16 protein-coding genes are annotated in these 14340 nt (G+C 73.6%); 7 read left to right on the top strand and 9 right to left on the bottom strand.

Annotated features, from left to right (window positions below; all coding sequences use genetic code 11):
- Positions 1-36 precede the first annotated feature (36 nt).
- Positions 37-1359 (bottom strand): cryptochrome/photolyase family protein, encoded by a 1323-nt coding sequence (locus tag ON36_RS07250; protein WP_043649345.1) that lies wholly within the window; start codon positions 1357-1359, stop codon positions 37-39.
- A complete protein-coding gene (locus tag ON36_RS07245; RefSeq protein ID WP_043649343.1) occupies positions 1356-1961 on the bottom strand; it encodes a lipocalin family protein in 606 nt (201 codons plus the stop codon). Before ON36_RS07245 ends, ON36_RS07250 begins: the two co-directional genes overlap by 4 nt.
- A gap of 78 nt (positions 1962-2039) precedes the next feature.
- Here ON36_RS07245 and ON36_RS07240 point away from each other — a divergent pair, with 78 nt between their 5' ends.
- The 5 genes from ON36_RS07240 to ON36_RS07220 all read left to right on the top strand — a co-directional run bounded on the left by ON36_RS07240 (position 2040) and on the right by ON36_RS07220 (position 6757).
- Positions 2040-2420, top strand: coding sequence for a hypothetical protein (locus ON36_RS07240; RefSeq protein ID WP_043649340.1), 381 nt, complete (start codon positions 2040-2042; stop codon positions 2418-2420).
- A gap of 35 nt (positions 2421-2455) precedes the next feature.
- Complete coding sequence (locus tag ON36_RS07235; RefSeq protein WP_043649338.1) at positions 2456-3298, top strand: MerR family transcriptional regulator; 843 nt, start codon at positions 2456-2458, stop codon at positions 3296-3298.
- Positions 3299-3390: 92 nt separating this feature from the next.
- On the top strand, positions 3391-4710 hold the full coding sequence (locus ON36_RS07230) for an NAD(P)/FAD-dependent oxidoreductase (protein WP_043649336.1): 1320 nt from the start codon (positions 3391-3393) through the stop codon (positions 4708-4710).
- A 101-nt stretch (positions 4711-4811) separates the two neighbouring features.
- Entirely contained in the window at positions 4812-5519 is a 708-nt protein-coding gene (locus ON36_RS07225) for a DUF1365 domain-containing protein (RefSeq protein WP_043649396.1), read from the top strand.
- Entirely contained in the window at positions 5516-6757 is a 1242-nt protein-coding gene (locus tag ON36_RS07220) for an SAM-dependent methyltransferase (RefSeq protein WP_052313725.1), read from the top strand. Before ON36_RS07225 ends, ON36_RS07220 begins: the two co-directional genes overlap by 4 nt.
- An 8-nt stretch (positions 6758-6765) precedes the next feature.
- Here ON36_RS07220 and ON36_RS07215 read toward each other — a convergent pair whose 3' ends face one another.
- A complete protein-coding gene (locus ON36_RS07215) occupies positions 6766-8109 on the bottom strand; it encodes a TIGR01777 family oxidoreductase (RefSeq protein ID WP_043649334.1) in 1344 nt (447 codons plus the stop codon).
- Positions 8110-8181: 72 nt separating this feature from the next.
- On the opposite strand from ON36_RS07215, the gene ON36_RS07210 reads away from it, so the two are divergent.
- Positions 8182-9174 carry an SDR family NAD(P)-dependent oxidoreductase gene (locus ON36_RS07210; protein ID WP_043649332.1) on the top strand — a complete coding sequence of 331 codons (993 nt, stop codon included), beginning with the start codon at positions 8182-8184 and terminating at the stop codon, positions 9172-9174.
- Positions 9175-9250: 76 nt separating this feature from the next.
- Positions 9251-9985, top strand: a complete 735-nt coding sequence (locus ON36_RS07205; protein ID WP_043649329.1) for a glucose 1-dehydrogenase — start codon at positions 9251-9253, stop codon at positions 9983-9985.
- A gap of 59 nt (positions 9986-10044) precedes the next feature.
- On the opposite strand, the gene ppnP is transcribed toward ON36_RS07205, so the two are convergent.
- The 6 genes from ppnP to sucB form a co-directional block, all read right to left on the bottom strand.
- Entirely contained in the window at positions 10045-10356 is a 312-nt protein-coding gene (gene ppnP, locus ON36_RS07200; protein ID WP_043649326.1) for a pyrimidine/purine nucleoside phosphorylase, read from the bottom strand.
- A gap of 37 nt (positions 10357-10393) precedes the next feature.
- Complete coding sequence (gene lipA / locus ON36_RS07195) at positions 10394-11416, bottom strand: lipoyl synthase (RefSeq protein WP_174377544.1); 1023 nt, start codon at positions 11414-11416, stop codon at positions 10394-10396.
- Positions 11413-12183 (bottom strand): lipoyl(octanoyl) transferase LipB, encoded by a 771-nt coding sequence (gene lipB / locus ON36_RS07190; RefSeq protein WP_043649318.1) that lies wholly within the window; start codon positions 12181-12183, stop codon positions 11413-11415. The genes lipA and lipB overlap by 4 nt, the downstream gene beginning before the upstream one ends.
- Before the next feature lie 9 nt (positions 12184-12192).
- On the bottom strand, positions 12193-12714 hold the full coding sequence (locus tag ON36_RS07185; RefSeq protein ID WP_043649316.1) for a GNAT family N-acetyltransferase: 522 nt from the start codon (positions 12712-12714) through the stop codon (positions 12193-12195).
- Positions 12715-12718: 4 nt separating this feature from the next.
- Positions 12719-13615 carry a TIGR01777 family oxidoreductase gene (locus tag ON36_RS07180; protein ID WP_043649313.1) on the bottom strand — a complete coding sequence of 299 codons (897 nt, stop codon included), beginning with the start codon at positions 13613-13615 and terminating at the stop codon, positions 12719-12721.
- Positions 13616-13624: 9 nt separating this feature from the next.
- Positions 13625-14340 (bottom strand): 2-oxoglutarate dehydrogenase, E2 component, dihydrolipoamide succinyltransferase (gene sucB, locus ON36_RS07175; RefSeq protein ID WP_043649310.1); only part of this gene is annotated, 716 nt, incomplete at its 5' end.

The raw sequence follows: 14340 nt of genomic DNA, 5'->3' as shown, positions 1-14340 counted from the left end.
GACCGACATCGGGGTGGCCTACGGCGTTCGCCCAGGTCACATGCCCGGGACGTCCAGTAGGGGTGGGGGGTAGACGGAGTGGGGGATGTCTGCTCGCCAGGGGCGGTGGATGGTGGCGCCGTCGAGGTCGGCCAGTTCGGGGAGCCAGGTGCGGACGTAGGTGCCGTCGGGGTCGTAGCGGTCGGCCTGGCGCAGGGGGTTGAGGGTGCGGTTGGGGCGGGTGTCGGTGCCGGTGCCCGCGGCCCACTGCCAGTTGAGCTGGTTGTTGGCGACGTCGGCGTCGACGAGCCAGTGCAGGAAGTGGGCGGCGCCGACGCGCCAGTCCAGGCGCAGGGACTTGGCGAAGAAGGAGGCGGTGATCAGGCGGGCGCGGCCGGGGAGCCAGCCGTCGGTGACCAGCTGGCGCATCGCGGCGTCGACGATCGGGTAGCCGGTGCGGCCCTCCTTCCAGGCGGTGACCGCCTCGGGGTCGTCGCGGACGGCGAAGGGGCCGGTGCGGTAGCTGGTCCAGGCGGTGTCGGGGCGGGCCGCGAGCAGCTGGTGGTGGAAGTCGCGCCAGGCGAGCTGGCGGGCGAAGGCGTGGCCGCCGTCGGTGGACAGATCGGTGCGGTGGACGATCTCGACCGGCGACAGGCAGCCGAAGTGCAGGTAGGGGGACAGGTGGGAGGTGGCGTCGGCGTCGAGGGCGTCGTTGCGCTCGGCGTAGTCGTCGATCGGGCCTGCCAGCCACTTGCTCAGCAGGACGCGGCCGCTGATCTCGCCGCCGCGCGGGCAGTTCGGCGACGCCTCGCCCGCGGCCAGGTCGGCGGCGGCGGGCAGCGCCTCGCCGCGCACGTCGGGGACGGGCAGCGACCGCGGCGAGCCGAGGGGGCGGCGCTGATGGGCGTCGACCCAGCGGCGGAAGTAGGGGGTGAACACCGCGTAGTGGTCGCGGCCGGTGGCCGGGGTGAGGACGGCGGGGTCGGCGGCGGTGACCACCGCGCTGTGGGTGACCACCGCGCAGCCGGTGCCGTCGAGCCGCTCGCGCAGCGCCCGGACGCGGCGGGCGGCGAACGCGCTGACGTCCTCGGCGAGATGCACCGCGCCGGCGCCGGTCTCGTCGGCCAGCCGGGCGACCTGCTCGGCCACGTCGCCGTGACGGACGACGAGGCGGCCGCCGATGCCGCGCAGGCGCTCGTCGAGTTCGGCGAGGGCCGTGGCCAGGAAGGCGGCCCGGTTGGGCGGGCAGCGATCGGGAACGATGCGGTCGTCCACGACGAACAGCGGGATTACCGCGTCGCTCTCGCGGTGCGCGGCGGTGAGGACCGGGTTGTCGGTCAGGCGCAGGTCGCGGGTGAACAGCGCGATCGAGGTGGTCATCGCGCGCAGAGGGGCGTGAGGTCGGCGCGTCCGCCCGCGGTGGGGGTGGTCAGGTACACGCAGGGGTTCTGGCCCGCGGCAACGATCGCGGCGTCGATGTCGTTCCAGGTGCTGTCGTCGACCGCGGGGGTGCGGGACAGCACGAAGCCCGACAGGCGGCTCGGGTCGGTGACGACGGCCCACGAGTAGTCCGGGCCGAGGGCGGTGACGATGTAGTTGGGGTCGCCGGTGCGCTGGTCCTGGCCGGGGACGCCCGGGAAGGAGACGTGCAGCTGGGCGTTGGTGACCGGATCGGTGACGGTGGCGGTGCCGCGGATCTCGTCGGTGCCGCCCGACCAGGTGCGGCAGCGGTTGTACACGCCGACGTCGCCGGACGCGTCGAGGGTGTAGGTCGCGGTGGTGTCACCGGCGCAGGCGAGGCTGAACGGGGCGGGGACCGCCGCCAGCTGGTGCCATACGCCCAGGTACCGGTCGAGTTGCAGCGACGGCACCGGCGCGGGCGGCGCCGCGGCGGCCGTCGCGGGGATCACGGCGGCGGCGGCCACGGCCGCGCACGCGGCGGGCAGCAGGCGGAGAGCAGGGGAGGGACGGGCGACGCGCACGAGAACTCCTCGGATCGGTGATACTGACAGGCTACCAGTGAACGATGCATAATTGATTCACCCGGGAGAGGAGATCCGATGAAGCGTCAGTGGCCGTTCCGACTACTCGGTCTGGCGACCGCCGTCTACGGCGTGAGCGTGGCCGCCCGCCCCGACCTGCTGCTCCGGCCGTGCGGGTTCGACACCGACCGGCCGGGGTCGCGGGCGGTGGCCCGCATGGTCGGGTGCCGGGACGCGATCTCGGGCGCGGCGGTGGCCCTGGCCCCGGACGCGCGCGCCGGGCGCGCCGCCGCGGCGGTCCGGATCGCCGCCGACCTCGCCGACGCGGTGGTGCTCGGCACGACGGTCGAGCCCGGCCGCAAGCCGACCGCGATCGCGGTGCCGCTGGTCTGGGGCCTGCTGGGCGCGGGGACGGCGGCGCTGGCGTGGCCCGCGCGACCCGCCGCCGCGCGGCCGTGATTCGCGGGCGGGGCGGGATCGGTCAGAATGGAACGATGTCCGCCGGTTCCGCCCCTGTCACCGACGCGGCCGGGTACACGGTGCGCGCGGTGGCGGACCGTCTCGGTATCCCCACGGCCACCCTGCGCAGCTGGAACCGCCGCTACGGCATCGGCCCGGCGCAGGACCGGCCCGGCAGGCACCGGCTCTACACCGAGGCCGACATCGCCCTGCTCGAGCGCATGCTCACCCTCATCCGCGACGGCGCGAGCCCGGCCGGTGCGGCCGCCGCCGCGCGCGGGCCCGCGGTGGCGGCGGGCGACCGCGCCGACCTGCTCGACGCCGCCTTCGCCCTCGACTCCTCGGCCGCGGTGGCCCTGATCGAGGCGCACGTGCGCGCCTACGGCGTGGTCCGGACCTGGGACGAGCTGTGCAGGCCCGCCTTCGCCGACATCGTGGCGCGCCAGGGCGTCGGCGAGAACTGCATCGATGTCGAGCACCTGCTGTCGTGGTCCATCGCGGCGGTGATGCAGCGGGTGCGCACCGCCCCCGCCGCAAACGGCCGGACCGTGCTCCTGGCCTGCACCGGCGGGGAGACGCATTCGCTGCCGGTGGAGGTCCTGCGGGCGGCGCTGGCCGAGGACGGCGTCGGCGCGCGCATGCTGGGCGCCGACGTGCCGACGGTCGCGCTGGTCGGCGCGCTGGCCCGGCCGGGCGGGCCGACCTCGCTGCTGCTGTGGTCGCAGCGCGAGTCGACGGCGCTGACCTCGGCCGTGCTGGCCGGGATCGAGGCGGGCGCGCGGGTGTTCGTCGGCGGGCCCGGCTGGGACGCGGCCCTGCTGCCGCCGGAGGCCGCGCGGATCGGCTCGCTGGCCGCCGCGGTGGCGGCGCTGCGCTGACCCGGCTGGCCGCCGATCGCAAAACGATGCATAATTGATTCACTTCGGGTGGATCGTCCATCCGCTGGGCCGGGGACGACCGGAGGAATCGAATGAACGCATCGAACGGGTCCGGGCACCGGCGGGTGGCGGTGATCGGCAGCGGCGTCGCCGGTCTCACCGCGGCGTGGGTGCTGGCACGCTCGGCCGAGGTCACGCTCTACGAAGCGCAGGGCAGGCTCGGCGGGCACGCCGACACCCATCGCGTGGACGCGGGCGACGGCGAAACCCTCGGCGTCGACACGGGATTCATCGTGCACAACGACCGGACCTATCCCACCCTGCAGCGGCTGTTCGGCGAGCTCGGGATCGCCACCGCCGAGACCGACATGAGCATGTCGGTGCGCTGTGACGGGTGCGGGCTCGAATACGCCGGTGCCCGCGGGCTCCCGGGGCTGTTCCCCCGGGCCGGGCACCTCGCGCGGGGTCGCTACCTGCGGCTGCTCGCGGAGGTGCCGCGATTCCACCGCCTGGCCAGGGCCGAACTGGCCGCGGGCACGGACGCCGAACGGACGGTGGCCGACTTCCTCGCCGCCGCCGGGTTCTCCCCGTACTTCCGCACCCACTTCCTGACGCCGCTGATCTCGGCGGTGTGGTCGTGCGATCCGCGCACCGCGCTGCGCTATCCCGCGCGGTACCTGTTCACCTTCCTCGAACACCACGGCATGCTGACGGTCTTCGGCTCGCCCACCTGGCGCACCGTCACCGGGGGCTCGGCCACCTACGTCGCCGCGGTCGCCGAGCGTCTGCACCGGGTGCGCGTCGCCGCGCCGGTCCGGGCCCTGCACCGGCATCCCGACGGCGTGCGCGTGCGCACCGCGGACGACACGGTCGACGACTTCGACGCCGCCGTCGTGGCCACCCACCCGCACGAGGCGCTGGCCCTGCTCGTCGCACCGACCGACGCCGAACGCGCGATCCTCGCCGCCCTGCCCTACACGGTGAATCACACCGTCCTGCATACCGATTCGCGTCTGCTGCCCCGGGCCGCCGGTGCCCGGGCGTCCTGGAACTACCGCCTGCCCGCCTGCGCGGCCGAACCCGACCGCGTGCTGGTCACCTACGACCTCACCCGCCTCCAGCGGCTCGGCGAGCACGGCGGGCGGCGGTTCCTGGTCACCCTGGGCGACGGCGACCGGATCGATCAGCGGACCGTCCTGGACACCATGACCTACGAGCATCCGCTCTACACCCCCGAGTCGGTGGCCGCACGCGATCGCGCGGGCGAACTCGGCTGTGCGCGTACGGCGTTCGCCGGTGCCTATCACGGGTGGGGCTTCCACGAGGACGGCGCGCTGTCCGGGCTGCGAGCCGCCGAACGCCTCGGCGCGCGGTGGGCGGGGCCGGTGCCCGCGCGGGCGGTGGTGTCGTGAACGGCCGTTCGGCCGCCGGCCTCGGCACCCGCGCGGGCGGCGCCCGGCCCGCGCCGCGCGGCGGACGGCACGACGTCGCGTCCGGAGACACCGCCGCCCGGCTGATCCGCACCGACATCCGCCACACCCGGCTGAGCCCCGTCCGCCACGCCTTCCGCTACCGCGGGCACAGCTGGCTGATCGACCTGGACCGGATGCCACGGCTGCCGTGGTGGCTGCGGCCGTTCGCCGGCTTCGACGCAGGCGACCACCTGGGGGAACCCGGCGATGCGCTGCGAACGGCCGTCGACCGGTATCTGGCGGCGCAGGGCATCGACCTGCGGGGCGGCCGGGTGCTCATGCTGGCGGGCGCGCGCTCGCTCGGGTACGTGTTCGATCCGCTGACGCTGTACTGGTGCCGCGACCGCGACGGCGACCCGGTGTGCGTGATCGCCGAGGTGCGCAACACCTACGGCGGCGCGCACCGGTATCTGCTGCGGCCCGGCGCCGACGGCCGCGCCCGCGTCGGCAAGGAGTTCTACGTCTCGCCGTTCAACCCGGTGGCGGGCGAGTACCGGCTGAGCGTGCCGGAACCCGGGGACGCGCTGCGCGTGTCGATCACGCTGGTGACCGACCACCCGATGTTCGTCGCCACCGTCGCGGGCCGCTGCGTGCCCGCCACCACCGGCGCGGTCGTACGCGCCGTGCTCACCGATCCGTTCCCGTCGCTGCTCGTCGCCGCGCGTATCCGGTGGCAGGGCCTGCGGCTCTGGGCCCGGGGACTGCCCGTGGTGCCGCGGGCGGCCGTGCCCGAGGAGACACCGCGATGACCGTCGACCTGCCCGTGAACGCCGCCGCGCCCGTCCGCGATCGGTGGCCCGATCTCGCCGTCCCCCGGGGGACGCGCGCCACCGTCTCGGCCACGGTCGTCGACCTGCTCGTGCGCAGGCTCACCCGGCGGCTGCCGCTGGCCGTGCAGTACCCCGACGGCACGGTGCTCGGCCCGGCGACCGCGCCCCGGCTGATCCTGCACCGCCCGGACGACTTCGCGGCGCGGGTGGGTGTCGCCGGGCTCATCGGCTTCGGCGAGTCCTACATGGCCGGGGACTGGGACGCGTCCGATCTCGTGGGAGTGCTGACCGTGTTCGCCGCCCACGTCGACGAGCTGGTGCCCCGGTCGCTGGCCCGGCTCCGCCGCCTCCACGTCGCCCGACATCCCGCCGCGCACCGCAATTCCAAGGACAACACCCGGGCCAACATCGCCTGGCACTACGACCTGTCCAACGACTTCTTCGGGCTGTTCCTCGACGAGACCCTCACCTATTCGGCCGCCCTGTTCGCCGGCCCGGCCGACGATCTGGCCACCGCGCAGCGCGCCAAGATCGACCGGCTGCTCGACCGCGCGGGCGTCGGCCCGGAGACGCGGCTGCTCGAGATCGGCACCGGCTGGGGCGAACTGGCGCTGCGGGCGGCCGCGCGCGGCGCCACCGTGCACACGGTGACGCTGTCCACCGAGCAGCAGGCCGCCGCGCGGGCCCGCGTCGCGGCGGCGGGGCTGGCCGACCGGGTGCGCGTCGACCTGCTCGACTACCGGCGCGTGCGGGGAACCTACGATGCCGTCGTGTCGGTCGAGATGATCGAGGCGGTCGGTCACGAATACCTCGACACCTATTTCGCCACCATCGACGGGGTGCTCGCGCCGGGCGGGCGCGCCGCGATCCAGGCCATCACCATGCCGCACGAGCGCATGCTCGCCACCCGCGACACCTACACCTGGATCCAGAAGTACATCTTCCCCGGCGGGTTCCTTCCGTCGGTGCGGGCGATCGAGGAGTCGGTGGCCCGGGGAACGGAACTGGTGGTGGCCGAGCAGTTCTCGATGGGGCCGCACTACGCGCGCACGCTGCGCGAGTGGCGCGAGCGGTTCGACGCCGCCGGCGCCGAGGTCGCCGCGCTCGGCTTCGACGAGACCTTCACGCGGATGTGGCGGCTGTATCTGGCCTACTCCGAGGCCGGCTTCCGCGCCGGGTACCTCGATGTCGGGCAGTTCGTCCTCGCGCGGCCGTGAAGGTCGGGTCAGCGGCCGAGCAGGTGACGCAGGGTGGGTTCGAGGCCAGGCGAGCGGAAGGCGTGCCCGGCCCCGGACAGGCGGGCCGGTGACACGCGCTGGCTCGCCTCGGCCAGCTCGCGCGCGCCCTGGCGGCCCAGCAGCAGGGCGGGGCCGAAGGAGGGGACCGGGAGCAGGGCGGGCCGGTGCAGCACCCGGGCCAGCACCTCGGTGTACTCGCGGTTGCGCACCGGTTCGGGGGCGACCGCGTTGACGGCACCGACGAGCGAATCGTCCCAGAGCGCACGGTGATAGATGTCGAGCAGGTCGTCGAGGCCGATCCACGACAGCCACTGCGCGCCGTCGCCGATGCGGCCGCCGAGGCCCGCCGCGAAGAGCGGACGCAGCAGCCGCAACGTGCCGCCCGCCGGGGACTGCACGATGCCGGTGCGGACCCGCACCACCCGCACGCCCGCGGCCGCGGCGGGCGCGCTCGCCGCCTCCCAGGCGGTGACCACCTCGGCCAGGAAGCCGTCGCCGGGATCGGCCGTCTCGGTGAGGATCTCGTCGCCGCGGTCGTAGCCGTAGTAGCCGATCGCGGACGCGGAGACGAAGGTGCCGACACCGGAGCGGGCCGCGAGGTCGGCCAGCGCCCTGGTCGGCCCGACACGGCTGTCGGCGACCGCGCGGCGGTGGTCGGCGGTGAACCGGCCCGCGATCGACGCGCCGGCCAGGTGGACGACCGCGTCGACACCGGTGAGCAGGTCGGGCGCGGGATCGTCGGGGTTCCACCGGCGTTCGCCGGGGCCGCCCGGCGCGTGGCGCACCAGCCGGACGACCTCGTGACCGCCGGTGGACAGGAACGCGCACAGCGCGGTGCCGACCAGGCCGGAGGCGCCGGTGACGGCGATCATGCGCCGGGTGAAGCCCGCCCGGGCCGCCCGGCCGTGCGCGGCCAGGTCGTCGGTGAGCTGGCGGTAGCGGTAGTCGAACATCGGCCGCAGCAGGCGGGCGGGGACGGGGGTGTCCACGTGATCTGCCACGCGGGTGTGTCCGGCGTCGACCGCCTCGAACTCGTGGGTGTGCCGCCACGGCAGCAGGCGCCCGATCGGCGCGGAGGCGAGCCCGTCGACGGCGATCGCGTCAACGAAGCGGTGCGGCGGGTCGTAGGCGGCGGGATCGTGGCGGGCGACCCAGCGCAGCCCGCCCGGCAGGCCGAGAACGGCCGAGCCGCGGGCCAGGTCGTCGGCCTCCCCGAGCAGCCGGACGGGCTGCCAGGGCGGCGCGAGGCGCGTGAACGCGCCGGGCCGGGCGAACCACGCGAAGACCTCGTCGCGGGGTGCGGGGACAAGCTCCGAACAGTCGATGCCCATGGCTCGACTCTAGTCGCCCGCTCGAGCGAAAGTGAACCGTTGGTGCATCGTTTCACGCGGTATTGTGGGGTGATGAGCGGAGACCAGGCGGACAACGATGCAGAGTTCGAGCCTTCGACAGGGGACGCGCTGCTCGACCGCGCCGTCATCCCCGGCTACAGCCGACTCGGCATCGCGATCCGGCGCCGGACCTGGCCGCCCGGCGACCCCGCCGCCGACGCCCTGCGCGGCAGACGCGCCGTGGTCACCGGCGCCAACAGCGGCATCGGCCTCGCCGTCGCCGACGGGCTGGCGAGCCGGGGCGCGGCGGTCGTCCTCGCCGTGCGCGACGCGCGCCGGGGCGCCGCCGCGGCGGCGCGACTGCGGGAGCGGCATCCCGGCGCGGCCGTGTCCGTGGTGATCTGCGATGTGGCCGAACCGGATTCGGTCCGGCGCGCCGCCGCAGAACTCGGCGACGCCCCGATCGATGTCCTCGTGCACAACGCGGGCGTGCTCCCGCCGGAGCGCCGGGAGAACTCGGCCGGGCACGAACTGACCTTCGCCACCCACGTGCTCGGCCCGCTGCTGCTCACCGAACTGGTCCGGCCGCTGCTCGCGGCCGCGCGCGGCGCGCGGGTGGTGCTGATGTCCTCGGGCGGCATGTACGCCCAGCCGCTGGCGACCGACGACCCCGAATACCGCGACGGCGAGTACCGCGGCGCCCGCGCCTACGCCCGCACCAAGCGGATGCAGGTCGCGCTGACGCCGCTGCTGGCCGCGGAACTCGCCGAGGAGCGGGTCGGGGTGCACGCCGTGCACCCCGGCTGGGTCGACACCCCCGGCATCGCCGACGCGCTGCCCCGCTTCCGGCGGATCGCCCGGCCCCTGCTGCGCACCCCGGCCGACGGCGCCGACACGGCCGTCTGGCTCGCCGCCACCGCCCGAAAGGTGCCCAGCGGGCAGTTCTGGCACGACCGCCGGATCCGGCCCCAGCACCTGCGCCCGGGCACCCGCTACACCGACGCCCAGGTCACCGCCCTCTGGCACGTGTGCCGCGCGCTGATCGATGTGCCCGATACACACTGATCTCGCCGGAAACCTCCCGGCGCCCGGCACGGTTTCCTACGGTGAGAGAGCTATTCGCTCGAAAGGAGATCGGAACGTGGGACGGTTGGCAGGCAAGGTCGCGGTGATCAGCGGCGCGGCGCGAGGCATGGGCGCGGCACACGCGCGGCGGTTCGTCGGCGAGGGCGCCTCGGTCGTGCTCGGGGACGTGCTCGACGCCGAGGGCGAGGCCCTCGCCGCCGAACTCGGCGAGGCGGCGGTGTACCAGCACCTCGACGTGCGCGAGCCGGATCAGTGGAAAGCCGTGGTCGAACTCGCCGTCGAGCGCTTCGGCGGCGTGCAGGTGCTGATCAACAACGCGGGAATCGCCAACGGCAACCGCCTCGTCGACTTCGCCCTCGACGAATGGCAGCGCATCATCGACATCAACCTGACCGGCACCTTCCTCGGCATGCAGGCCGTGGTCCCCGCCATGACCGGCGGCGGGTCGATCGTGAACATCTCCTCGGTCGAGGGCATGCGCGGCAGCCCCGGCCTGCACGGCTACACCGCCACCAAGTTCGCGGTCCGCGGCCTCACCAAGTCGGCCGCCCTCGAGCTCGCGCCCCAGGGCATCCGGGTCAACTCGGTACACCCGGGCCTGATCACGACCCCGATGACCGAGAACATCCCCGCGGACTTCCTGCAGATCCCGCTGGGCCGGGCCGCGGACTCCGACGAGGTCTCGGCGTTGGTGGCCTACCTCGCCTCCGACGAGTCGTCCTACTCCACCGGCGCGGAATTCGTCGTCGACGGCGGCCTCACCGCGGGCATCCCGCACAAGAGCTTCTGAGCCCGGACGCGGCGAGGGCGGCGGCCCGGCCGGACCGCCGCCCTCGCCGCGCGGTGCGCTCAGCCGAAATGGCAGACGTAGTGCAGGGTTTCGGTGACCTCGATGTCGAAGGAGCTGTTGCCCGGCACCGAGAACGACTCCCCGCCACGGAACACCTTCGGCTCCGTCTCGCCCGGCAGGGTCACCTTCGCCTCACCCTCGAGCAGCTCCATGATCTCCGGGGCTCCCGTGCCGAAGGTCAGCTTCGACGGCAGGATGACGCCGACCGACTTGGCGGTGCCGTCGGCCAGCTCGATGTTGTGGCTGACGCACTTGCCGTCGAAATAGACATTGGCGGTCTTCGTCACGGAGACGTTCTCGAACTTCGACATGGTTCCTTCCAGCAGGTGAGGGGAACCTCAGTTTAGGTCAGCTGCCGAAGCGGGCGAGGACCGCGCCCGCTTCCTGGGCGGCGGTGCCCTCCTGGGCGAGATGGGCCATGTCGGCGGGGATCTCGCGGCCGTGGTGCGCCATCGCCTGGGCGTAGAGGCGGCCCGCGCGGTAGGAGGAGCGGACCAGCGGGCCCGCCATGACGCCGGCGAAGCCGATCTCCTCGGCGACGCGGGAGTGCTCGACGAACTCCTCCGGCTTGACCCAGCGATCCACCGGGTGGTGGCGGGGGCTCGGGCGCAGGTACTGGGTGATGGTGATGATGTCGCAGCCCGCCTCGTGCAGGTCGCGCAGGGCGGTGGTGACCTCCTCGGGGGTCTCGCCCATGCCGAGGATCAGGTTGGACTTGGTGACCAGGCCCGCCTCGCGCGCGGCGGTGAGGACCGCGAGGGAACGCTCGTAACGGAACGCGGGGCGGATCCGCTTGAAGACGCGGGGGACGGTCTCCAGGTTGTGCGCCAGCACCTCGGGGCAGGAGGAGAAGACCTCGGCCAGCTGGTCGGGGACGGCGTTGAAGTCGGGGATCAGCAGCTCGACGCCCGTCGCGGGGTTGACGCGCTTGATCGCGCGGACGGTCTCGGCGTAGAGCCAGGCGCCGCCGTCGGGCAGGTCGTCGCGGGCGACGCCGGTGATGGTGGAGTAGCGCAGGCCCATCGCCTGCACGCTCTCGGCGACGCGGCGGGGTTCGTCGCGGTCGAGGGCGGCCGGCTTGCCGGTGTCGATCTGGCAGAAGTCGCAGCGCCGGGTGCACTGCTCACCGCCGATGAGGAAGGTGGCCTCGCGGTCCTCCCAGCATTCGAAGATGTTGGGGCAGCCCGCTTCCTCGCACACCGTGTGCAGGCCCTCGCGCTTCACCAGACCCTTGAGCTCGGTGTACTCGGGGCCCATGGTGGCCCGGGTGCGGATCCACTTGGGTTTGCGCTCGATGGGGGTTTCGGCGTTGCGCGCTTCGATACGCAGCAGTTTGCGGCCGGCCGGTGCGGATGCGTCCACTGAGCTCACCGGATCGACTCTACGCCGGTCGCGGCGGCCGGTTCGGCGGCGGTGGTGCGATCTATGTCATGGGTCCGCACCGGGAGGACGCCGTCGAGCGCGGCGATGATGGCCTCGGCCACCAGCGGGGTCATCTCCGCGACGGTGACCTCGCGGGCGAGTTCGCGGCTGAGCGTGGTCACGCCCGCGTCGCGGATGCCGCAGGGGACGATCGAGCCGAACCCGTCCAGGCTGGAGTTGCAGTTCAGCGAGATGCCGTGCAGGGCGACCCCACGCTGCACCCGGACACCGATCGCGGCGACCTTGCGCTCGGGCTGGAAGTCGTTGGCGGGCAGCCACACGCCCGACCGCCCGTCGACCCGGCCGCAGTCGAGGCCGAGCCCGGCGCACACCGAGATGAGGGCTTCCTCGAGGCGGCGCACGTAGTTCACCACGTCGATCGGCTCCGCCAGGCGGACGATCGGGTAGCCGACCAGCTGGCCGGGGCCGTGCCAGGTGATCTTGCCGCCCCGGTCGACCTGCACGACGGGGGTGCCGTCGGCGGGCAGGTCGGTGTCCTCGGTGCGGCGACCCGCGGTGAACACCGGCGGGTGCTCGAGCAGCAGGAGCGTGTCGGACCCGCGGCCCTCGGCGCGGTCGTCCGCGAGGGCCCGCTGGCGGTCCCAGGCGGCGTGGTAATCGATCAGCCCGAGATGCTCGACGACGATCGGGGTGGGATCGAGTCGCGCGGACGCGGTACGTGCGGTGGTCACATCCTCGACGGTACGCCCGGACATGGTGCCTCCTTACTCCTGTCCCATCGGCAGGGTGAGTTGCATGAGAGTCAGGTCCATCCAGCGGCCGAACTTGTGGCCGACCTCGGGCAGCTCGCCGACGGTGACGAAGCCGAACCGTTCGTGCAGGGCGATGGAACCGGTGTTGCCCGACTCGATGGCCGCGACCATCGCGTGCACGCGGTGCGAGGCGCGGGCGCGCGCGATCAGTTCGGTGAGCAGCGCCCTCGCCACCCCGCGGCGCTGGAACCGCTCGTCGACGTAGACCGAGTTCTCCACGGTGAAGCGGTAGCCGGACTTGGGCCGCCATTGCCCGTAGGAGGCGTACCCGGCGACCTCCCCGCCGATCTCGGCGACCAGGATCGGCATGTGCGCGGCGGCGCGCTGGTCGAACCAGGCGCGGCGCTCGGCGAGCTCGACCTGCTCGGTGTCCCAGATCGCGGTCGAGGCGGCGATGTTGGCGTTGTGGATGACCAGGATCGCGGGCAGGTCGCCGGCGACGGCCTCGCGGATCACGGTGGTCGCGACGGTCATCGGCTCACTCCTGTCCGACGGCGGCGGCGAGGGCGGCGCCGATGGTGGGGTGCTGGAACCGGTATCCGGCCTCCTCCAGCGCCCGGGGGATGGCCCGCGGGCCGCGCAGCACCGTCTCGTCGGCGAACTCGCCGACGACCGCGCGCAGCGCGAACCCCGGGACGATCAGGGTGGCGGGCCGGTGCAGCGCGCGACCGAGGGCCCGGGAGAACTCGCCGTTGGTGACCGGCGCCGGGCCCGCGGCGTTGATCGGCCCGCTGATCTCGGGGTGGGTCAGGGCGAACTGGATCGCGCCGACCTCGTCCTCCAGGGACACCCACGGTGTGTACTGGCGGCCGCTGCCCAGCCGCCCGCCCAGCCCCAGCCAGTACAGCGGCTGCAGGGTGGACAGGATGCCGCCGTGCCGGGCCAGGACCACGGCGCTGCGCACGAGCACCACCCGCGCACCCGCCTCGGCGGCGGGGGCGGTCGCGGCCTCCCAGTCCGCGCACAACCGCGCAAGGAAACCCGTACCCACCGGGGACGATTCGTCGACGACCCGGTCACCGTTGCCGCTGCCGTAGTAGTGCACGCCGCTGGCGTTGACCAGCGTCGGCACGCCCGCGGCCGCGACCGCGGCGGCCAGGACGTCGGTGGGGGTGATCCGGCTGTCGCGCAGCTCCTGCTTGTAGCTGCCGTTCCACCGGCGCGCGCCGATGCTCGCGCCGCACAGGTTCACCACGGCGTCGGCCCCGCGCAACGCCCGCTCGTCGAGCTGGGCGCGCGCGGGGTGCCACGCGAATTCGTCCGGCGCCTGCGGGGCGCGCCGCACCAGGCGGGCGACCTCGTGCCCGTCCCGGCGCAGCGCCGTGACCAGCGCACGCCCGATCAACCCGGACGAGCCGGCGATCACCACCTTCATGGGTACCGCTTACAGACCCAGATCGGCCTCGAACGCCGCCTCTTCCAGCCGATGCCGGATGGTGGTGAGGAAACGGCCCGCGTCGGCGCCGTCGATGAGGCGGTGGTCGTAGGTCAGCGGCAGGTACACCATCGACCGGACACCGATGGACTCGCCACCGGTCTCGTCGGTCACCACGACCGGGCGCTTGACGATCGCGCCGGTGCCGAGCATGGCCGCCTGCGGCGGAACCAGGATCGGGGTGTCGAACAGCGCGCCCTGGCTGCCGATGTTGGTGATGGTGAAGGTGCCGCCGGACAGCTCGTCCGGCTTCAGGCCGCCGTTGCGCGCGCGGTCGGCGATGTCGGCGATCGCGCGGGCCAGGCCGGCCAGCGACAGGTCGCTGGCGTTGTGGATGACCGGGGACAGCAGGCCCTGGTCGGTGTCGACGGCGATGCCGAGGTGCACCGAGGAGTGGTAGGTGATCTCCTTGGTGTCCTCGTTGTAGGACGCGTTCACGTTCGGGTGCACGCCGAGGGCCTCGACCACGGCCTTGGCGAAGAACGGCAGGTAGGTCAGGTTGACGCCCTCGCGCTCGGCGAAGGACCGCTTGGCCAGCTGACGCAGGTGCGCGATCTTGGTGACGTCGGCCTCGTGGACCTGCGTGAGCTGCGCGGTGGTCTGCAGCGATTCGCGGGTCTTGGTCGCCGTGATCTGCCGGATCCGGCTGGCCTTCTGCGTGGTGC

The organism is Nocardia thailandica NBRC 100428 (assembly GCF_000308795.1).
GTDB lineage: Bacteria > Actinomycetota > Actinomycetes > Mycobacteriales > Mycobacteriaceae > Nocardia > Nocardia thailandica.
Note: the sequence above shows the minus strand (reverse complement) of the source record. Positions and strands in the feature narration are given on the sequence as shown.